The sequence below is a fragment of the Arthrobacter sp. PAMC25564 genome (assembly GCF_004798705.1).
Taxonomy (GTDB): Bacteria; Actinomycetota; Actinomycetes; order Actinomycetales; family Micrococcaceae; genus Arthrobacter.
In genome coordinates, this window is sequence record NZ_CP039290.1 from 1,139,254 (window position 1) to 1,158,781 (window position 19,528).

The window sequence follows — 19,528 nt, forward strand, 5'->3', positions numbered from 1 at the left end:
CGACACCGGCTGGCGTCGATGCCTGAACGGCACGGGACCTTAACGGCACGGGGCGGCAGGCAAGCCTGCCGCCCCGTGCCGTCTCAGTTCCGGCCCAGATAGGCTAGCACTCCGGAAAGTGCCGCAGCTGTTCCTCCGACGACGGCGGCGCGTGCCTCCGGCGCGAAGAATGGCGAATGATTGACGGCCGGCGAAGCACCGTCTTCGAAAAGTTCCGGGGCGAAGGCGCCAAAGGCCCAGATGACATCAGGAACACCAATGGCGTCGCTGAGCCACCCCGCGTCTTCCGAGCCCATCCCGAGCGGAGCCGCAGTCAGTGCATCCGCGCCGAAGTCCGCCGTGAACGCTGCGACGACGCGGCGGGTGGCCGCGGGGCCGTTGTAGCAACGGGGGAAGTTGTTCAGCTCCGTGATGGTGGGTTCGGGCGCCGCCGAGGCAGCGGCTTCGGCGGAGATGATGCGCCGGATTGCTCCGAGCACGGTGGCGCAGGTGTCTTCATCCGGGGTCCGGACGTTGACCGAGAACTCCGCGGACTCGGGGATTATGTTCTCCTTCAGGCCCGCGTGGAAGGTGCCCACGGTGATGGCGGCAGGCGTCGACGGTGCCAGTTCGCGGGAGACGATGGTCTGGAGTCGAAGGACCATCGCGGTAGCGGCAACGATCGGGTCGATGGATTTCTCCGGCTGCGAGCCGTGTGCTTGCTGGCCGTGGACCGTGATCTTCCAGGAGTCAGCCGGGCTGGCCATGTGCCCGTCCCGGATGACGAGCTTGCCCTGACCCACGGGCATAACGTGTTGGGCCAGCACCGCCTCGGGTTTGGGCGCCCGGTCCCACAGGCCGTCGTCGATCATTGCCCTCGCGCCGTACGCCGTCTCCTTGCCGGGCTGGAAGATCAGGACCAGGGACCCGGGCCAAAGGCCGCGGCGCTCCGAGAGTAGCGAGGCGAGCGCCAGGGCGGAGGCGATATGGGTGTCGTGTCCGCAGCCGTGCATCACCGGGGCGGTGGCCCCGTCCGGCAGCGTGCCCGTGGCCCCGCTGGAGTAGTCCAGGCCGTCGGTGTCCGCCCGGAAGCCGACGACGGGTCCGTCGCCGTTCTTCAGGACGCCCACCACCCCGGTGACACCGCAGCGGAAGGATTCAATCCCCAGGCCTGCCGGATGGGCTTCGATGTTCGCGGCAGTCTCGAATTCCTGGGCTGAGAGCTCGGGGTGGGCGTGCAGGTGCTTGTAGACGGCGACGTAGTCGTCCACAAACGATTCAGGAACCTCGACGGCGGCGGTCAGGCGGACGCCCGTGGTGGTAGTCATCTGTGGTTCCTTCAGTCCTAGTGCACGTGGTTGCCATAAGTACATACTTTCCAGATTTCCGGTACGTGTCAGCCGTGGCGCGGAATCCTAAATCCCGGTGCCCGCCAGGCGGGCCGTTGCCGGCGGTGTCAAGATGTGTGCATGACGCGAACCACGATGGCCAGGCTGGCCGACGGCCGGGAAATCCTCTACTTCGACGACGCCGGTTCCCCCGGGCGCCCGGCGGAATCCCTCACGGACCACCGTGACCTGCCCGCCCGCCCCGAACCCGGGCAGCTGCGCTTTGACGCGCTCAGCCGCGAATGGGTCGCCGTCGCCGCGCACCGGCAGCACCGCACCCACCTGCCGCCGGCGGACCAGTGCCCCCTCTGCCCGACGACGCCGGCCAACCGGACCGAGATTCCGGCGCCGGACTACGACGTCGCCGTCTTTGAAAACCGCTTCCCCTCGCTGGGCCCGGACACATACGAGATCCCCGCGGCGCCGGGCTGGGGGACCGCAGCCCCCGCCGTCGGCCGCTGCGAAGTGGTGGCTTTCACCCCGCAGCACACCGGGTCCTTCGCCGGACTGGGCTGGCGCCGCACCCGCACGGTGATTGACGCCTGGGCACACCGCACGGAAGCCCTCAGTGCCCTGCCCGGCATCCGGCAGGTCTTCCCATTCGAAAACCGCGGCGCAGAGATCGGCGTCACCCTGCACCATCCGCACGGGCAGATCTACGCCTACCCCTACGTGACGCCCCGCGCCGCCGTCCTGGCCGCCGCGGCCGGCGAATACTTCAACACCACCGGCGGCACGGAGACGCTTACTTCATCCCTGCTGCGGGCCGAGCGCAACGACGGCAGCCGCATGGTCCTGGAAGGCGAACACTTCAGCGCCTATGTGCCCTTCGCCGCCCGCTGGCCGCTGGAAGTCCATCTGGTCCCGCACCGCCAGGTTCCGGACCTCGCCGCCCTGTCCGGGCCGGAGCGCGACGAACTGGCGAAGCTCTACCCGGAGCTCCTGAAGCGCTTCGATGCCCTGTACCCGACGCCGACCCCCTACATCGCGGCCTGGTATCAGGCACCGCTGGAGCCGGGGATGCGCCGGGCCGGACAGCTGCATCTGCAGTTGACTTCGCCCCGCCGGGCCGCCGACAAGCTCAAGTACCTGGCCGGCTCCGAAGCGGCCATGGGTGCCTTCATCAACGACACCACCCCGGAATCCGTCGCGGCCCGGCTGCGCAGTGTGGGGCCGTCGGGCGGCTAATGGCCGCTGGATTCATCAGCCGGCGGGCAGGCGCAGGACTTCCATGGCAGCCATCAGGTACGGCACCGGATCAGGGCCCGTGCCCGCGGCCCATTGGATCCACGCCTCAAAGGTGACTCCGACGTAGGCGGCGCACAGGTAACGGGCGTCGTCCTCGCGGACGCCGGACGCAACGAGGTAGAGCATGGCCCATTGGCGCTGGGGGGCCAGTGCCCAGCGGCCGCGGCTGGCCAGTTCGGGGTGCCCGGCGATCAGGCGCAGGCGTCCGCGGGTTACGGACAGGTCCGGGATCACTGCCACTCCGGCGATGGCCGCGGCCCGCAACCCCGCAAGCACGTCGCCGTCGGATGCATGGTTTTCCCTGGCCTCATTCAGCACCCGCCCGGAAACCTCGATCACCGGCTCGATGCCGCCCCAGATGAGGTCGGCCTTGCTGGCGAAGTAGCGGTAGAGGCTTTTCCGCCCGATACCTGCCTCGCGCGCGATGTCCTCCATCGAGGTCTGTTCGTAGCCGCGTTCGGCGAAGACGCGCAAGGCAATGGCGGCGACGGCGTCCGGATCAATGGTCACAGGCCGCCCGGTTTGCCGGCAAGACCGTCATCGTCACGGGTGCGGGCTCGGGCATCGGCAAGGCGACGGCCCTGCGCGTCGCCAAGGAAGGCGGCCGCGTCATCGCCGCCGACATCAGCAAAGAACGCCTCGATGCCCTGGTGGCCGAGAACGCCGGCCTGGACCTGGTCCCCGTGCCCGGCGACATCTCCACCGAAGAGACCGTCGACGCTGTCGTCGTCGCCGCCGGCGCCCGGGTCGACGCCCTCGCCAACGTCGCCGGGATCATGGATAACTTCGCCCCGATCCACGAGGTCGACGACGCCACCTGGGAGCGGGTCTTCCGGATCAACGTCACCGCCCTGATGCGCCTGACCCGCGCCGTGGTGCCGCTGATGCTTGAGGCCGGTTTCGGTTCCGTGGTCAACGTCGCCTCCGAGGCAGGCCTCCGCGGTTCCGCCGCCGGCGCCGCCTACACCGCGTCCAAGCACGCCGTCGTCGGCTTGACCAAGAACTCCGCGGTGATGTACGGACCCAAGGGCCTGCGCTTCAATGCTGTGGCACCCGGAGCCACCATCACCAACATCGAGGCCAACTGGGGATCCCAGCTGGCCGCCGAACGGCTTGGGCCGCTGATGGGCGCCAATATCCCGGCACCCGCCACCGCGGCGCAGTTGGCCGCCTCGATCACGTTCCTGCTCAGCGACGACGGCACCAACGTCAACGGCGCGATCCTCGCCTCCGACGGCGGCTGGTCCGCGCTGTAGGGGAGCGGCACCTCGCGCGGGCGGGCGACGGCGGGAGGTTCCGCCGTCGCCCGCGCGTCACGGCAGCATCGCCGCCCGGAGTCATGGGCGGAACTGCTACGCTCAAAATCTGCCGCTCAGGCGGGGCGTGACAGCGGAGTTGCGAGTGAGGGAAACACTATGACGGTTGCCGAAATCCAAGTCGACCAGCGTGTGATCGGGATCGACTCCCGCCGCTTTGCCTCTGTCGAGAAGGCGCTGGTCGAGCTGATCACCAACAGCGACGACAGCTACGCCCGGCTGGAGAAGGCCGGCTCGCCGGTGACCGGCGGAATACAGCTTGGCTACGAGCCGCACCATACGGGCGCCATCCTGACAGTCAGCGACCAGGCGGAAGGCATGTCCTTTGAGCAGGCCGCCCGCATCCTGAGTTACGGAGGCGCGCATAGTCCGCTCTCCCGCGGCGAGGGCAACGGCCGGGGGTACTTCGGCCGGGGGCTGAAGCAAGCCATCTTCGGGCTGGGCCACGGCTGGATCGAGACCATCCAGGACGGTCGCTTCACGCGCATCGACATCTTCCGCGGCGAGAACGGCGGCTACCTTTACGACGACGACGGGGCGGACCGCAAGGCCTTTCCGGCGGACTACACCCGCCTCGGTATGGCATCCGGAGCCGCGGAGAGCGGCACCCGGGTGACCATCGTGGTCGACAATCCCCACGTCACGATTCCGCACTACACAACCCTGCTGCAGTCCTTGTCGGACAACTTCTACCTGCGGGATGTGCTGGACCGGCGGAACGTGGTGCTCGCGACGGGCCGGCCCGGGACAGAGGAGCACCACAGTGAGCAGGTCCGTTTCGAGGCGCCGGCGTCCATCCTGCTCCTCGGTCCGGAGCAACCGGGCAGCTTCAGTTACGACGGGCGGGACCATCCGTTCACAGTCACGCTCAAGCGTGCGAAGGATGTGGAACTGACGCTCAAAGGGGACGAACGCACCAACGGCCTCGTCGTCCTGTCCGGGATGGCGGCGCTGGACTGCACGCTGTTCGAGTTCGAGAACCAGGTGGGAACGGAATACCTCTTCGGTGCGGTGCGCTGTGCCGGACTGACCGAACTGCTGGGGCGGGGCCAAGCGATCATCAGCGACGAGCGAGAGGGCCTGAACCCCAAGGATCCCTTCGTCGAGGCCTTCTCCGACGCCGTCAGCGGCATGATCTCCGGCTACGTGCTGGCCGAGAAGCAGAAGCTCACGCATCTGGAGCGGGCGACCACCTCCGGCCGCACCGCCGAAATGATCGAGCGGCTGCTGCACCACATGAGCGAGGCGGCCGTGATTGACCTGGGCATCAGCGCGCTCCCGGTGCATCGGCCCGGGGGCGGCTCCGCTGAAGGCGGCGTTGAAGGTTTCATTGGCGGGGGAGAACCGCCCGCCGCACTGCGTTTCACCACGCCCTTCTACTACAGGCGCCCGGGGCACCCCTTCCACGTCGCCCTGCTGATCGATCCGGGCCAGTTGCCCGACGGCGGACTGCTCACCTTCGACGTCGAGCTGCCCGGCTCGATGCGGATTGAGCCGGCGCCTGCTTCCGTTCCGGTCGGCTCGTTGCGCGGCACCCAGCGGTTCGAGTGGACGGTCACGGGGAATACGGCCGGGGAGCGGGGCGAGATCACGGTCCGGGCCGGCGCCTACTGGGCCTGGTGCGAGATCGTCGTAGCCGAGCACGCTTCACACCGTGCCGACGGACAGCCAGCCCACCACGCCGCGCTGCACGCCGCCGACCACCCGGTGGCGCACCGGGTCTCCCGGGACCACGGCGAGGACATGTTCGTTGGCTACGAGTTCCGCAAGCTGCAGGACAGCGCGGACCGGGCCGTCTACAGCGCCGAAGAGAGAAAGGTCATCATCAACACCGGCGCGCCGACGGTGCAGCTCTATGTCGACGGCCGCGGACGCTTCCGTGACTCCGCCAGGCTCCTGCTGGCCGAGCTCTTCATGGACGTGATTTCAGATGAGCTGGCCCGGCGCCGGATCGGGCAGCACGGGCATGGTGGTGACCTCGACGCCTTCCACCGCGCCAAGCGGGACATCATCCGCCGCTACGGCAGCGACATCCACTTGTCGTTTCTGACCAGCTGAGGGGTGCCCGGGTTTCTTCCTTCTGGGCGCCGAACAGCCCGATGTATTTCTGCTTGCCATTGAAGTGAAGCCGTGCAATCGGCTTGCGGTTGTTGTCGTCGCGCAACACAGCGAAGTAGGATTTCGCGTCGCGCTGGACGACGCGTGGCGGCAGATGTCAGTGTGCAGCCGCTTCTACTGCTTCGATCTGTGCGGGCTGCCCGTCCGTTCCGGCTGCAATGGCGGAACGGTTGCGGGTCAACAGGAAGAACGCCGCGGCGGAGATGGCGGCGGCAACGGTCATGGCGACGCCCATGGGGCGGGCGTCGTGGTCGCCGGCCAGGCCGACGAGCGGCGAGACGGCAGCGCCCAAAACGAATTGCAGGGCTCCGAGGAAGGCCGAACCGGTTCCCGCGTGGTGGCTGGCTTCCCCCAGCGCGAGGGTCGTGGCATTGCCGTAGATGAACCCCAGCGAGCCCTGGAAGATGAAGAGCAGTATGAGGGTCGGGATCATGGGTACACCGGTAACGGCGACCGCCAGCAGCGCCACCGAAGCGAGGAGAAGCGCGATGACGCCGCCGCCGAGCATCTTGCGGTAAGCGACGCGGCCCGCGAGGCGGGTGGCGATGATGGCGGAGATCATGATGGCCAGGGAATTGACGCCGAAGACCAGCGAGTACATGCCGGGGGACAAGCCCACGATGTTTTGCAGGACGAACGGCGACGCCGAGATGTAGGCGAACATCGCAGCGAAAGCGCAACAGAACGTGATCAGGTAGCCCACATAGTTCCGGTTCGAGAGTACGGTCCTGCCGCTGCGGAACATGGCCTTCACACCGCCGGCCTGCCGCCCGGATACCGGGAGGGATTCCTTGATGAAGAACATCACGGCGAGGAACATCAAAGCGACCATGAACGCGAGGACCCAGAAGACGCCGCGCCAGCCCAGCCCGGTGATGATGGCGCCCCCGGCCACCGGGGCCAGCACCGGGGCGATGCCGCCGATGATCATCATCAGGCCCAGCAGCCTGGCCCCGCGGACGCCCTTTGCCGAGTCGGCGATGATGGCACGGGAGAGGACCACGCCGGCAGCGCCGCTCAAGCCCTGGATGAAGCGCGCCACGATGAGGAATTCAATGGTGGGCGCAAGGGCAGTGGCGACGCTCGCCAGGAGGCAGATCGCGGCGCCGACGATCAGCGGCCTGCGCCGTCCCGTGCCGTCCGACAGAGGACCGATGACCAGTTGGCCGAACGCCAGTCCGACGAGAAAAGTCGTGAGCGTCAGCTGGATGCCGGTGGCCGAGGCGCCGAGATCGGTCGCCATCTGCGGGAAGGCAGGCAGATACATGTCGGTGGACAGCGGGCTCACCGCGGTCAGCAACGCCAGGACCGCGATCACCAGGCCCGGCAGCTGGGCGGCGCCCCGCGGGGATGTTGTGGTCACAGGTGGTTCCTATCCAGGAGGGGGTGGTGGTCCGCAAGCACTGTACTTATGAAACTATATATATGTCAACATATGGGTTAAGCTGGAAGTATGACATCGACCACCGGCGACCTTCGATTGCAGGCCTTGGGCTCCCAACTCCATACTCTCTCGTGGACGATCCACCGTGTTCTGCCCTCAGCTGCCGGTCTCGACCCCCTGCCCACGTCCGAGTTGGCCGTGTTGAAACGCGTCATTGCTGAACCCGGGATGACCGTTTCGGAGCTCACCACTGCGTTGGGGTTGCGTCAAAGCAATGCCAGTGCGGCCGTCAGGGCGCTGGTCGACCGAGGCCTGGTCCACCGGAAATCCAGTCCGTCTGACCGCAGGTTGGCCTTGCTGCATCCCACCGAGGCTGCGCTGAAGAACAAGAGGTTACTGGAGGAAGCCTGGTCCGGTTCCATCTGTGCGGCCATGATGCGGCTTCCGGCAGATCAGGTGAACGCGATCCTTGGTGCAGCAAAGGCCCTCGCGGCCCTCGAAGAGCAACTTCGGGCCGGACTGACGACCGCGCCGTGACACGGATGGGCGCCCCCGGAGACTCAGTCCAGCATTGAAGCGTCGGCAGGCTACCTGCCGCGGACGCCGACACTCCGGAGGAGGTGCTGCGGTATGTCCCAGCAGATCCGTGGTGCTCCGGACCGGGGACTTCCACCCCTTGTAAGTGAGGCAGATTTTGACCTCCGCTGACTCCGCCAGGTGGGCAGGCATTGTTGCTTTCGAGGTCGACGACGAGGCCCTGTGTCATCGCGGCCACGCGGCGGGTCTCCCGGATCATCGGCTACCTCATGGGATTGTCCGGGCTGGCCTACATCGTGCAGGGCTGGATCATCGGGACCGAAGGCTTCTCGGCTGCGAATTCCGTGTCGACGCTGGGCGGGATCGTCCTGATCGTCGTCTGGACTATTTGGCTCCTCATCAGTGCCTGGCGGATGAAGGCTCTGCGCGCCGGATGAAGGTGGGTGAGGTCCTGCCTGCTGCCGGCCGCCGCCCGCATGATTCGCCCCCGGCCAGAACTTCACGGCAAGATGTGGGCATGGAGCATAGTGACCAGCAGCCCTGGGTGAAGAACTACCAACCGGGGGTCCCGGCCGAAATCGAACTGCCCACGGAGTCGCTTGTCGCGATGTTGGAGCGTTCCGTGGCCGAAGCCGGCAGCGCCCCCGCGCTGGAATTCTTCGGACGCCGCACCAGCTACACCGAGCTTGGCGGGCAGGTCGACCGGGCCGCCGAAGGCCTGCGCCGGCTGGGCGTGCGCGCGGGGGACCGGGTGGCCCTCATCCTGCCCAACTGCCCGCAGCACGTCGTCGCCTTCTACGCGGTGCTGCGCCTGGGCGCCGTCGTCGTCGAACACAACCCGCTGTACACCTCCCGGGAACTCCGCCACCAGTTCGAGAACCACCAGGCCCGGATCGTAATCACCTGGGACAAGGCAGCGGACGCCATCCGCGAGTTCCCGTCCGACATCGAGATTGACCACGTCGTCTCCGTCAGCCTGCTCGAGGCGTTCCCCGCCGTCAAGCGCCTCGCCCTGCACCTGCCGGTCAAGAAACTCCGCGAGACCCGCGAGGCGCTGACCGGCCCCGCGCCGGGAACCATCCCGTGGAAGCAGCTCCTGGGCCACGGTCCGATCGACCCCGGACACCCCCGCCCCTCGGTGGGCGACCTCGCCGCCATCCAATACACCTCCGGCACCACAGGCCAGCCCAAGGGCGCCAAGCTCAGCCACTTCAACCTGTACTCCAACGCCCTCCAGGGCGAGGCCTGGATGGAGGGGGCGGAGTACCGCAAGGAGGTCTTCTACGCGATCCTGCCGATGTTCCATGCCTTCGGTATGACGCTCTACCTGACCTACGGCATCCTCAAACAGGGCCTGCTGGTGCTGTTCCCCAAGTTCGATCCGGATCTGGTACTGGCGGCGATGAAGAAGTCGCCCGCGACGGTCTACTGCGCGGTCCCGCCAATCTACGAGCGCACCGCCATGGCCGCGAAGGAGAAAGGCATCTCGCTGCGGTCGTGCAGGTTCTGCATCTCCGGCGCGATGAACCTGCCGTACCACGTTGTGGAACTCTGGGAGTCCGTGTCCGGCGGGCTTCTCGTCGAGGGCTACGGCATGACCGAATGCTCCCCGGTCGCCCTCGGCAACCCGTTCCATCCCACCCGCCGGACCGGCACCATCGGCGTGCCGTTCCCCTCGACCCGGATGAAGGTCGTCGACCTGCACGATCCTGCCAGCGAGGTGCCGCAGGGACAGCCGGGGGAACTGCTGCTCAAGGGCCCGCAGGTCTTCCGCGGATACTGGAACAACCCGGAGGAAACCGCGAAGGCCCTCACGCCCGACGGCTGGCTGCGCACCGGCGACGTCGTGACCGTGGACGAGGACGGCTTCACCACGATCGTGGACCGGGCCAAGGAACTCATCATCACCGGTGGATTCAACGTCTCGCCTACCGAGGTGGAGACGGTCCTGCGGCTGCACACGGATGTGGTCGACGCGGCCGTGGTCGGCAAACCGCTCGAACGCGGCGGGGAGATGGTGGTCGCCGCCGTCGAACTTGAGCCGGGCAGCACGCTCGACGAGGATGCCCTGCGGGAGCACTGCCGCGAGCACCTCGCCGGCTACAAGGTGCCGAAGCGGATCGTCGCCATTCCGGACATGCCGCGCTCGATGCTCGGTAAGATCCTCCGCAAGCAGGTGCGCGAACAGGTCCTGCCGACGCTCTGACGGCGGCAAAGCGCAGCCCCGCGTCCCCATCGGAACCTGGGGCACCCGTCGTGTGCGGCCGGCTACCGTTTTCCGCCTGCCCGGGCCTCAGGCCGACCGTCAGCTGCCCGGCGGGAACGCGTGATCAAGGTGTGGGCGAGCAGGAAGCCGAACACCACAGCGCAGAGGAGCGCGCCGATCGCGAGCGTCGTGCTGATTCCGGCACCGGTCGGGTGAAGGTCAGGCGCCATGTGCGCTGCGAGCACGGCGCCCGAGACGGCGGTGCCGAAGGAGCTGCCGACGGTGCGCAGGACCTGGTTGAAGCTCACGGAACTGCCCAGCTCTTCAGTGGCCACGCTGCGGGCGATCAGTGCCGGCATGGCGGCATAGCTCGTTCCCATTCCCAGACCTAAGACCAGCATCCCGGTGAGGATCTCCCAGAGTTCGGTATGGGCAGCCCAGAGCAGCATTCCGGCTGCCGCCATCATGCCGGCGCCGATCGGCAGCAGAGTCGCCAGACGGATCCGGTGCGACAGGCGGCGCACGAGTCGGTTCGCGCTGAAGCTTCCCACCGAGAGCGGGAACATCACGAATCCGGCCCAGAAGACGGGCAGTGCGATGCCGTAGCCGGTGGCGGCCGGGGCCTGGGCGATAAGGCTGGAAATCGAAAGGCCGATGTACATCGCGGCGCCCAGTCCGACTGCCGTGCCGTTGGCCAGCAGCACTTCCCCGTTCCTGAGGACCCGAAGGTTGACCAGCGGGTGCCGGCTCCGCAGTTCAGTCCTGATCCAGGCCGTCAGGACGGCTGCAGCGACGATGAAGGCACCGTTGGTCCACGGTGAGCTCCACCCCCAGTTCGGCCCTTCACTGACGCCCAGGAGCAGAATGCCGAGACCGAGACCGAGCAGACCAGCGCCGGGGTAGTCGAACGGCACCCGTGGGGCCTGTTCGTCGGGTCCTGCCGGGACGATGCGGAAGACCACAATGATGGCCGTGACGACGAACAACGCGGCAAACCAGAACGCGAACCGGAAGTCGAAGAGTCCCGCGATGATTCCGGTCAGCGGGTAGCCGACCCCTAGGCCGGTTGCTACGGTCACCGACAGGCTTGAGATGGAGAACCGCACCTTCTCGGCAGCGACGTAGCGGCGGGCGAGGGCGATCGTCACCGGAACGATCCCGTAGCTCAGGCCCTGGAGTGCCCGTCCGGCAAGGAAAACCGTGAAGTTTGGCGCCGCCGCGGCGATGACAGACCCGGCGAGGATGATCGACAGCGACCACAGCAGGAGCCGCTTCTTGTGCGGTCCGTCGCTGAGCCGGCCCATCACCGGGGTTGCGACTGCACCGACCAGAAGGTTGATAGTGAGCATCCACTGGGCCGTGCTGACCGAAATATCCATCTCGCGGGAGATGGTCGGCACCAACAGCATGCCCAGTGAGCTCACGATCGCCGTGGAGAGCGCGGCGTAGACCAGCGCCGGCACGAGGCCTGAGCGTGCGTCCGGTTCAGTCAACGGATGCCTCCGATCCCAGCTTCCGGAGGATGGGGATGACCGCTTCGAGTGTCTTCCGCTCCTCCGGCGTCAGCCGCTCCATAATGGCCCGGTCAAGCCAGCCATGACCGGCCGCCAACTCCTGGGCCAGCTTCTGCCGTCCCTCGCCGGTGAGCTCGATCCAGATCCGGCGCCGGTCCTCGGCATCGGGGACGCGCACGACGAACCGCAAATGTTCCAGCTCACGGGCGGCAAGCGAAATGGCCTGGGGGCTGACTTGAACGACGGTGGCCAGTTCCGAGGTAGTCGCGCGCCCCTGTTCCGCCAAATGCCGGAGCACACCCAGCTTGCCTGGGGAAAGCGTCCGTTTCGCATTCAGCCGCCTCAGCAGCGGATGAAGCGTTTCGAAGAAGGAGCGGGTCAGTAACTGGCCGGTCATTGGTTCGTCGGTCATCCTTCAACTATACAAGCAACTTGATCAAGTTGCTTGTATATGAGGGGTGCACCCTGACGGCGGGACCTCCCGCCGTCGTCCTCTGGCGTGTCAGAAATCGGCGACCCCGGTCAGGTACCCGTAATACCGCCCGCTGATCGGACGGATCGGATCACCGCCGAAACCGAAGCCGCGATGGTCCTTGTTGTAGGCCTTGGTCACGGCCAGGAACTGCTCCATCACGTCCTGGCCCGAGCCCTCGCATTCCCCGCGGCTGATGCACAGGGCCACCGATCCTGCCACCGCTGGGCTGGAGAAGCTGGTCCCGTGGTTGACGGCGTAGCCTCCCGGCGCCGTGGAGAGCATGCACACACCCGGTCCGGCGACGGTGTGGGCCTTGTCCGCCGGCAGGGTGGCGAAGTTGGAGAAGAACGCCGGCTGGTCATCCTTCTGCCCGAAGGCGGTCCAGTCAAGAGTCCCGCAGACGGGGGCGGCCAGTCCGCCCGGCTGCCCATCGAAGTCCGCCATCGCCGTCGCGGTCAGCACCTGGTCATAGGTCGCCGGTATGGTTCCGGCGAAATCGACGCTCGCGTTGCCCGCCGCGACGGTGTAGGCCACCCCGGCCTTGACCGAGCGGCAAATCGCGTAGTGCATCGCGTCCGTGCCCTTGCCGCAGTTCTCCGAGTCGGTGCCGGCACCGGCGATGCTGATGTTGGCCACCTGGATGTCATTGTTGGGATCCTTGTCCTTGCGCGTCGACGTCACCCAGTCGATCGCACAGATCATGCTCTGCTCGGAGATTCCACCGACGCCATCGACAACCCGGACGGACCACAGCGGGGTGCCCGGCGCCGTGCCGATCACGCCGAAGTTGTTGTTCTTGGCGCCGATCACGCCCGCTACGAAGGTGCCGTGGCCCAGGACATCAATGGGGGTCACGGAGACGGGCGAGCCTGACGTGCAGTCGATGCCGCCGCGTACATTCAGGTCCGGATGGGTGGCGTCGATGCCGCTGTCGATCACCGCCACGTTGACGTCGACAGGGTGCTCGCTGTCACCGGCCCTGGTATTGCCGGCGTCGGACCGGGGGCCGGCGATACGTTGCCGCCACAGTGGGGCCACCTGGGTGCTGGGCGGCTCAGGGTCCCGCGGTTTGTCGAATTTCCGGCTCATCGTGACGAACTCGACGCCGGGATCAGCCTGGACGCGCTGAGCCTCCGACGCCGTCATGGTGGCGGCGTAGCCTCCCACGGCATCCCGGTAGATCCCCGATGGGGAGACCCCGTACGTTCTTTGGTGGGCAGCAGCGGTGGCGGCCGGGTCCACGACGGTGTCCTTGAAAACAACAATGTAGCCTTGCTTCGCTTCGGCGGCGGCTGAGGGACCGGCGGCCGCCATCCCGCCGCCAATGGTCAGCACGGCTGCGGCCAGTCCGCCCAGGATCCGCCGGGCCCATGGTCTGCCCCAACGGTGGACGGGTTTCCGCCGCCGGTGGCTGCGCGGCCCCGGGGCGACGGATGCTGGCTCCGATGCTGGTGACTGACGGCGGAATTGGCTGAACATCGTGGCCTCCCATTAAGCGTCTTCGCTAGCGAGTGCCCCCCGCCCCATCTTAAGCCTCCGCCCGCATGTTAAGCCCGGCCCTTGGGAAAAACTTGGGATCGGTTCAGCCGTCAGATCGTGCGCGGGGCGCGGGCCAGGTTTTCGGTGAGTTCAGCCGCGTTCTGCCGGACGACGTACGCGGGACGGTCCCGCTCCACGCGCCAACTCTCGGACAGCGGGCCGATGTTGACAGCGTCGAAGCCGAACTCGTCGTAAAGCCTGGTCACCATGCCGGCCGCCTCGGGGTAGTCGCTGGCGGTGGCAAGCGCTCGCCGGTTGGGCGTCCCGGCGGGGGTGCCGTCGGTGGTGATCTGGGTGTACATGATGTGGTTGAAGCCCTTGGCCACCTTGGACGCGGGCAGGTGCTCCTGCAGCAGCCCGGAGGTGGTGGTCTCACCGTTGTCGAGGGCCGGGAAGTGGCCGTCGCGTTCCCAGTAGTAGTTGTTGGTATCGATCACGATCCTGCCCGCCAGCGGCTCCACGGGGATGTCCCAGATGCTCTTGAGCGGGACGGTCACGACGGCGAAGTCGCCTGCCGCTGCCGCTTCGGCGGCCGTCGCGGCCCGGGCATGCGGTCCCAGCTCCGCGGCGAGCTCCTTGAGCGTTTCCGGTCCCCGGGAATTGCTGATCACCACGTCGTAGCCCAACTGCACCGCCTTGCGGGCAAGTTGGCTTCCAATGTGTCCTGCACCGATGATTCCGATAGTTGTCATGGTGGCGCCAACACCGTGACGGGCCGGGATATTTCGTGGTTGCCCCGAAGGACGGCGCCGGAAGCGTCCCGCCGTCGTCCTCGAAGAATCCACGGTCCCCGGGGAACAGATTCCGCCCGTGCTCAGTTACTCAGTTAAGAGGAAAGTACGATGAGCACAACTTGTATTGCACTGATAGTTCCGGACCAGCTCAACCGGCCGGTCCGGGTGGAGTCGCTTGAGCCGAGCCTGGAGAACCTCCAGCTGCTGGTCGGCGGAGACGTGGAGTCCGTGGCCCGCGGTGACTGGCACGTCTATTTCAATTCTGTCGGCAAGATCAGCAACCTGCCGCCCAATCTGCGGGCCAGCCAATTGACGCACGAGTGCGGGCTCGACCTGGCCGACGCGGCCCGTGGCACCGCCGTGTTCCTGGGCCAGGCTGAGCACGGCGCCGAGGCTGATGTGCCAGCCCACCTGGTCCGCCGGGCAACGGAGCTGTTCGGCACGCCACTGGCGGCGTAGGCGTATTGCACCTGGGCTGGAAACCGACCGGCGGGAGCCGTGGCATCACGGCAGCCAGCCCTGCTCGAAGTCCGGATGGTCGTAGTAGGGCAGCGCGAGTGCATTCAGCGAGTCCGCCATCCAGCCGATGGCCTGCGGAACCCATCGCCCGTCCCCGTGCGGGTCGCTGACCATCGATGCCAGAGCGGACTGCCTTGCCGTTTCCACGACGCTGATCAGCCTTTTCTTCGCCTCGCACTCCAGCAGCAGGCGGCGTTCGTACCATTTGCCCGACTCGGAGACGGACCTGTCGCTGAGGAGCTTTCGGGCGGCCGCCTCATCCTCCCTGATGCGCTCGGACAGGAATTCAACTATGTCCACAAACCGAGATTACGCGTCCCGCCGCCCCGTGGATAAGAGAGGAAAAGTTTCAGCAAGCGGGGGCGGCGGCCCGGGGGAGTCAGGAGCGTGCGGTGTTCCGGACGGCTCCCACAACACTCGATGCCTCGGCGACGAACATGGCCGTATCGCTGCTGGCCATGACGAAGTCGAAGCCCTGGTCCAGTGCGGCACGGGCGCCGGCCGCTGTCCCCGAGGCGAAGCCGCACGGCTTGCCCGCCTGGTGGGCGACCTTCAGGGCATGGAGGTAGAGCCGGACGACCTCGGGGTCTGACGGTGTGGTCCCCATGTCCATGCTGAGGTCGGCGACGCCGACGAACAGCGCGTCCACGCCCGCCACGGCCGCGATCTTCTCCACGTTGTCGATGGCCAGCTTGCTTTCAAGCTGGGGGATGCACAGCGCCGTGTCGTTACCGGACGCCAGATAGTCGGCTGTCGGGAGAGTTCCCCAGCGGCCGGCGCGGCTGGTGCCGCCGGCGCCCCGGATGCCGAGCGGCGGGAAGCGGACCGATCTGGCCGCCAGTTCCGCCTGTTCGGGGGTGTCGATATGGGGGATCAGCACGCCGCCGGCGCCGGCATCCAGGATCCGCTGGATGGAGGCCGGCCGCAGCTCGTCCACCCGGACCAAGGCCAGCAGGCCCTCGGAGGTGGCTGTGTTCACCAGCTGGTAGGCGGTGCGGATGTCGATCGGGGCATGTTCCTGGTCGATGACGACGAAGTCGTAGCCGGCGTGCGCCAGGATCTGGACCGATTCGATGGTAGGAAGTTTGACCCAGGTGCCGACTGCCCCTGGCGTGTTAAGGATGGACACTGGAAACCTTCTTTTTCTTGGAGACCGGATGAGCGGGCGGACGTCGGGGCGGGCGTGCCGCGTTACTTGCGGGGATATTCGGCCGCGTTGAGCACCCAGCCGGGCTGATCGGAGAAGTCCTCACGCGGCGGGCTGAAGATGTCGATCAGGATGTTGCTGCCGGCCCCGGTTGCCCTGGTGGTGTGCACCGTGGGCGGCGGGATGATGGCCAGCGACGGACTGCCGACGGGGGTATGCTCGTCGTCCCTCCACTGGTTCATGTCGGGGGTCCACGGCGTCCGGATATGGTGGATGAAATCGCCGCGTACGGCCAGGGAACCTTGTTCGAAGTCGTCGTGATGGTGGGGCGAGAGCTTGCTGATGTCGCGGGGTCCCTCGGTGGGGTACATGTAGTTGATCATCAGGGTGCGCGTGCGGAAGATGCGTCCGAACCGGCCAGGCTCGGGGGTGATGGTCTCCAGCGGGTAGACACGCAGTCTGTCACCGTCGGCAGGCTCCGGCCAGCTCTCCAGCGCTGCGACCCGCGGGTGGGCTTCACGATAGTCCGCGGCGTTGGCAGCCAGGGCCGCGAGATCCCCGGTACGGATGTCAAAAACGCGGACCACCTCCGTGGGCTGATCGGCCACGATCACGGATTCGCCTGGCGGAACCACCACAAGGCTTTGACCCTTCGCGGTTAGCTGTTCGTCCCCGGCATGGACGGTGACCACGGCGTCATCCTGGTGCAGGATGGCGACGTATTCGTCCTGTCCGGCCGGGCGGCGCAGTTCATCCCCGGCCACCACCCTCGAGTACGCCACGACGAAGTTCTGGCCGCGGGTGATCCAGGTCCGGCTGCCCAACGCGCTGACCTCGCTTGGCTCGCCGTCGAACTCCGTGTAATGGGGGGCCGCAATGGCGGCGTCTGCTGCGGCCGGGGGAGTGCTGCGGCCCAGGCCGGCGCGGGGATCGGACTTATCAAACATGGCGGGTCTCTCCTTCGAGGACGGGGTTCAGTTCCACACGCTTGTTCGTTATGAACATGTGTATTTCGTATTCTGAACAAAATCCGGTGGCTGGCTTGGCGGTAAAGGACTCTTCCACTTGCCAGTGTGTCCCATTTCACTTAGAGTAGCAACAAATAGTTCCGCATTGCGAACATGCAAATCGCGATACGAACAGATTGCGAACAAAGAGGCTCCCATGTCTGAAGAAAACTCCACCGGTTCCGCGTCGGACATCCAGGCCGTCACCCGCGCCGCCCAGATCCTGCAGTTGTTCGGTCCCAACCGGCCGCAACTGACGGCTGCGGAAGCCTCGGATCTGTTGAACCTGAACCGGTCCACCGTGTACCGGTACTGCAACTCGCTGGTGGCCGCAGGACTGCTGGAACGCGGCCACGCCATCGGGTCCTTTGTGCCGGGCGGCCTTCTCCTTCAGCTCGGGGCCTTCGCCATGAGCCAGCGCAAGGTCCTGGACCTCGCTCCGGCCGTCATGCGGGACCTGAGTCTTGGAGCCCACATGACGGCCGTCCTGAGCCTGTGGGGTTCGGGAGGACCCGTGGTGTCACGGGTGGAGGAAGACACCAGCCGCAATGTGGTCGTCTCCGTGCGGGTCGGCTCGCAACTGCCACTCACCTCGGCCCAGGCCAAGGTCTTCCTTGCTTTCACCCCGGACCCGCTGCGCGCCGAACGAATGCTCTCGGCCTTCCCGCCGGAACAGCAGGACGCGCTCCGCGCCGAAATCGAGCTCACGCGGGAGATGGGGGTGGCCACCAGCCCGGACCTCGGGGGTGTCAACGCCGTTGCGGCGCCGATCTTCGACGAGCACGGAATCTGTGCCACGCTCGCCCTCGTCGCCACCAACCACGTCCTGAACCTGGACCGCGAATCGCAGGCTGCCTGGGATGTGGCCACGGCGGCGGCAGAACTGTCCGCCGCCCTCGGCGGCGGAACCCAGCGAAACCAGACCACCGGCCGGTCGGCCGACGTCGTCGCCCAACACGCCCAGCGCAACTGAGAACCAGCCCCACCGTCATGAATTCCACCAACAATCAACGGAGGACGACGATGTCCGCACACAGCACCCTGCAAGCCCCCGCGAAACCCGCCCGGACAAAACCCGCCGGACGAAACCGCGGCGGGAACACCAACCCGGGGCGTTCAGCGCTCAAGGGCGGAATCTTCGGCTACTACGCCGACCAGTTCGACATCTACCTGCCGATCATCACCCTGGCACCGGCCATGATCTACTTCCAGCCACCTGAAATGGACAAGGGGACCGCCGCAACCATCGCCTCCCTCGTCTTCGCGTCCACCCTCGTCGCACGACCGCTGGGCTCGGCCATCTTCGGGCACTTCGCGGACAAGTTCGGGCGCCACAAACTCACACTCGTGGCCCTCGCCGGCTTCGGCCTGGCGACCTTTGGAATCGCCTTCCTGCCCGGCTATGAGACGGTCGGTACCCTCTCAATCATTCTGCTGGTGCTCCTCCGCTTCCTCGGTGGCGTTTTCCTCGGCGGCGAATACTCCACAGCCGTACCGCTGGCCATGGAATGGACGCCCAAGAAGCGCCGTGGGCTGGCCAGCGGCCTGATCACCGCCACCAACCCCCTGGCCAACGCCACCATCGCGGTCCTGACCTTTGTGCTGCTCATGCTCCTTCCGGCCGGAAGCGTGAGTTCCCCGTACGTCCAGTGGGGCTGGCGCATCCCGTTCGTGATCGGCGGACTGCTGGCCGCCGTCGTGTTCATCTACTACGTCCGCAACGTGGAGGAGGCCCCGGATTTCGAAGCCTCGACGGCCAAGGAATCACCGGTAAGGGCGCTCTTCCTGGGCCGCCACCGCCGCAGCCTCATGCAGGTCTTCATCCTCATGACCGGGCTGTGGTTCCTCACCAACGTCGCAGCGGCCATCCTGCCCGCCACCCTGAAAAACGCCGTGGGTGTGCCCGACAAGACCGTCAGCGTGATCATGCTGATTGCCTCGGTCGTCACCGTCGGCGGGTTCCTGGGGGCTGCCGCCCTCTCGCAGAAACTCGGACGCCGGCGCTTCTACATCGGCTTCGGCATCACCTCGGTGATCGTCGCATCGGCGGCATTCCTCGTGCTCCTGAACACTCCGGCGGATAACCTCGTTGCGGTCACCGCCCTGGCCATCGTGATCGATGTCTTCACCATCTCAGCCTTCGGACCCGTCGCCGCGTACCTCACCGAGCGGTTCCCGGCGGCGATCCGGGCAAGCGGCTACGGCATCGGCTACAGCTTCGCCCTGATCATCCCGGCGTTTTACGCCTTCTACCTGAGCGGCCTCACCGCCTTCATGCCGATGGGCTACACCCCCGTCGTCCTCATCGTCGTCGGAGGCCTGCTGCTGGCGGCCGGCGCCTACCTCGGCCCGGAAACCCGCGACGTGGACATGGGCCCTTCCGCCGTTGAGCCGGCCGGCACTCCGGCCTAGGCCAC

The 19,528-nt window shown here is 66.8% G+C and carries 19 protein-coding genes and 1 pseudogene; 9 read left to right on the forward strand and 11 right to left on the reverse strand.

The window, feature by feature from the left end:
• Positions 1-83 precede the first annotated feature (83 nt).
• Positions 84-1,307, reverse strand: a complete 1,224-nt coding sequence (locus E5206_RS05150) for an amidohydrolase (RefSeq protein ID WP_136321556.1) — start codon at positions 1,305-1,307, stop codon at positions 84-86.
• A 141-nt stretch (positions 1,308-1,448) separates the two neighbouring features.
• Between E5206_RS05150 and galT the strand changes: the two genes are divergently transcribed.
• On the forward strand, positions 1,449-2,555 hold the full coding sequence (gene galT, locus E5206_RS05155; RefSeq protein ID WP_136321557.1) for a galactose-1-phosphate uridylyltransferase: 1,107 nt from the start codon (positions 1,449-1,451) through the stop codon (positions 2,553-2,555).
• 15 nt (positions 2,556-2,570) lie between these two features.
• On the opposite strand, the gene E5206_RS05160 is transcribed toward galT, so the two are convergent.
• Positions 2,571-3,125 carry a TetR/AcrR family transcriptional regulator gene (locus tag E5206_RS05160; protein WP_136321558.1) on the reverse strand — a complete coding sequence of 185 codons (555 nt, stop codon included), beginning with the start codon at positions 3,123-3,125 and terminating at the stop codon, positions 2,571-2,573.
• A 29-nt stretch (positions 3,126-3,154) separates the two neighbouring features.
• Between E5206_RS05160 and E5206_RS05165 the strand changes: the two genes are divergently transcribed.
• Complete coding sequence (locus tag E5206_RS05165) at positions 3,155-3,871, forward strand: SDR family NAD(P)-dependent oxidoreductase (RefSeq protein ID WP_136321559.1); 717 nt, start codon at positions 3,155-3,157, stop codon at positions 3,869-3,871.
• 159 nt (positions 3,872-4,030) lie between these two features.
• On the forward strand, positions 4,031-5,989 hold the full coding sequence (locus tag E5206_RS05170) for an ATP-binding protein (RefSeq protein ID WP_136321560.1): 1,959 nt from the start codon (positions 4,031-4,033) through the stop codon (positions 5,987-5,989).
• Here the strand turns inward: E5206_RS05170 and E5206_RS19535 are convergent.
• Positions 5,940-6,140: pseudogene (locus tag E5206_RS19535) on the reverse strand (hypothetical protein); the annotation flags it as partial. The gene E5206_RS05170 and the pseudogene E5206_RS19535 overlap by 50 nt on opposite strands.
• Before the next feature lie 6 nt (positions 6,141-6,146).
• Positions 6,147-7,412: a multidrug effflux MFS transporter gene (locus tag E5206_RS05180; RefSeq protein ID WP_136321561.1), complete on the reverse strand. Its 1,266-nt coding sequence runs from the start codon at positions 7,410-7,412 to the stop codon at positions 6,147-6,149.
• A gap of 90 nt (positions 7,413-7,502) precedes the next feature.
• Between E5206_RS05180 and E5206_RS05185 the strand changes: the two genes are divergently transcribed.
• The 3 genes from E5206_RS05185 to E5206_RS05195 all read left to right on the forward strand — a co-directional run bounded on the left by E5206_RS05185 (position 7,503) and on the right by E5206_RS05195 (position 10,176).
• Entirely contained in the window at positions 7,503-7,970 is a 468-nt protein-coding gene (locus E5206_RS05185; protein WP_136321562.1) for a MarR family transcriptional regulator, read from the forward strand.
• Positions 7,971-8,161: 191 nt separating this feature from the next.
• Positions 8,162-8,407 (forward strand): hypothetical protein, encoded by a 246-nt coding sequence (locus E5206_RS05190; protein ID WP_205760011.1) that lies wholly within the window; start codon positions 8,162-8,164, stop codon positions 8,405-8,407.
• Positions 8,408-8,487: 80 nt separating this feature from the next.
• A complete protein-coding gene (locus E5206_RS05195) occupies positions 8,488-10,176 on the forward strand; it encodes a long-chain-fatty-acid--CoA ligase (protein ID WP_136321563.1) in 1,689 nt (562 codons plus the stop codon).
• A gap of 62 nt (positions 10,177-10,238) precedes the next feature.
• Here E5206_RS05195 and E5206_RS05200 read toward each other — a convergent pair whose 3' ends face one another.
• The 4 genes from E5206_RS05200 to E5206_RS05215 all read right to left on the reverse strand — a co-directional run bounded on the left by E5206_RS05200 (position 10,239) and on the right by E5206_RS05215 (position 14,396).
• Positions 10,239-11,669, reverse strand: a complete 1,431-nt coding sequence (locus E5206_RS05200) for an MFS transporter (RefSeq protein ID WP_240689956.1) — start codon at positions 11,667-11,669, stop codon at positions 10,239-10,241.
• A complete protein-coding gene (locus E5206_RS05205) occupies positions 11,662-12,102 on the reverse strand; it encodes a MarR family transcriptional regulator (protein WP_205760012.1) in 441 nt (146 codons plus the stop codon). Before E5206_RS05205 ends, E5206_RS05200 begins: the two co-directional genes overlap by 8 nt.
• A 90-nt stretch (positions 12,103-12,192) precedes the next feature.
• The gene (locus E5206_RS05210) at positions 12,193-13,644 is read right to left on the reverse strand and encodes a S8 family serine peptidase (RefSeq protein ID WP_240689959.1); all 1,452 of its coding nucleotides are present in this window, start codon (positions 13,642-13,644) and stop codon (positions 12,193-12,195) included.
• Positions 13,645-13,754: 110 nt separating this feature from the next.
• Positions 13,755-14,396, reverse strand: coding sequence for an NAD(P)-binding domain-containing protein (locus E5206_RS05215; RefSeq protein ID WP_136321564.1), 642 nt, complete (start codon positions 14,394-14,396; stop codon positions 13,755-13,757).
• Between the two features lie 150 nt (positions 14,397-14,546).
• Here E5206_RS05215 and E5206_RS05220 point away from each other — a divergent pair, with 150 nt between their 5' ends.
• The gene (locus tag E5206_RS05220; protein ID WP_136321565.1) at positions 14,547-14,897 is read left to right on the forward strand and encodes a DUF3846 domain-containing protein; all 351 of its coding nucleotides are present in this window, start codon (positions 14,547-14,549) and stop codon (positions 14,895-14,897) included.
• Between the two features lie 45 nt (positions 14,898-14,942).
• On the opposite strand, the gene E5206_RS05225 is transcribed toward E5206_RS05220, so the two are convergent.
• The 3 genes from E5206_RS05225 to E5206_RS05235 form a co-directional block, all read right to left on the reverse strand.
• Positions 14,943-15,257, reverse strand: a complete 315-nt coding sequence (locus E5206_RS05225; protein WP_136321566.1) for a DUF6221 family protein — start codon at positions 15,255-15,257, stop codon at positions 14,943-14,945.
• 79 nt (positions 15,258-15,336) lie between these two features.
• Positions 15,337-16,086, reverse strand: a complete 750-nt coding sequence (locus tag E5206_RS05230) for an aldolase/citrate lyase family protein (RefSeq protein ID WP_136321567.1) — start codon at positions 16,084-16,086, stop codon at positions 15,337-15,339.
• A gap of 62 nt (positions 16,087-16,148) precedes the next feature.
• Entirely contained in the window at positions 16,149-17,051 is a 903-nt protein-coding gene (locus E5206_RS05235) for a hypothetical protein (RefSeq protein WP_136321568.1), read from the reverse strand.
• 217 nt (positions 17,052-17,268) lie between these two features.
• Between E5206_RS05235 and E5206_RS05240 the strand changes: the two genes are divergently transcribed.
• Both E5206_RS05240 and E5206_RS05245 read left to right on the forward strand, forming a co-directional pair.
• Positions 17,269-18,084, forward strand: a complete 816-nt coding sequence (locus E5206_RS05240) for a helix-turn-helix domain-containing protein (RefSeq protein ID WP_136321569.1) — start codon at positions 17,269-17,271, stop codon at positions 18,082-18,084.
• 50 nt (positions 18,085-18,134) lie between these two features.
• Entirely contained in the window at positions 18,135-19,523 is a 1,389-nt protein-coding gene (locus tag E5206_RS05245) for an MFS transporter (protein WP_136321570.1), read from the forward strand.
• The last annotated feature ends 5 nt before the right edge of the window (positions 19,524-19,528 follow it).

Coding starts and splice junctions, on each gene's coding strand:
- E5206_RS05215 (WP_136321564.1), bottom strand. CDS start 14,396: ATGACAACTATCGGAATCATCGGTGCAGGACACATTGGAAGCCAACTT.
- E5206_RS05170 (WP_136321560.1), top strand. CDS start 4,031: ATGACGGTTGCCGAAATCCAAGTCGACCAGCGTGTGATCGGGATCGAC.
- E5206_RS05240 (WP_136321569.1), top strand. CDS start 17,269: ATGTCTGAAGAAAACTCCACCGGTTCCGCGTCGGACATCCAGGCCGTC.
- E5206_RS05210 (WP_240689959.1), bottom strand. CDS start 13,644: ATGTTCAGCCAATTCCGCCGTCAGTCACCAGCATCGGAGCCAGCATCC.
- E5206_RS05205 (WP_205760012.1), bottom strand. CDS start 12,102: ATGACCGACGAACCAATGACCGGCCAGTTACTGACCCGCTCCTTCTTC.
- galT (WP_136321557.1), top strand. CDS start 1,449: ATGACGCGAACCACGATGGCCAGGCTGGCCGACGGCCGGGAAATCCTC.
- E5206_RS05245 (WP_136321570.1), top strand. CDS start 18,135: ATGTCCGCACACAGCACCCTGCAAGCCCCCGCGAAACCCGCCCGGACA.
- E5206_RS05220 (WP_136321565.1), top strand. CDS start 14,547: ATGAGCACAACTTGTATTGCACTGATAGTTCCGGACCAGCTCAACCGG.
- E5206_RS05195 (WP_136321563.1), top strand. CDS start 8,488: ATGGAGCATAGTGACCAGCAGCCCTGGGTGAAGAACTACCAACCGGGG.
- E5206_RS05185 (WP_136321562.1), top strand. CDS start 7,503: ATGACATCGACCACCGGCGACCTTCGATTGCAGGCCTTGGGCTCCCAA.
- E5206_RS05150 (WP_136321556.1), bottom strand. CDS start 1,307: ATGACTACCACCACGGGCGTCCGCCTGACCGCCGCCGTCGAGGTTCCT.
- E5206_RS05235 (WP_136321568.1), bottom strand. CDS start 17,051: ATGTTTGATAAGTCCGATCCCCGCGCCGGCCTGGGCCGCAGCACTCCC.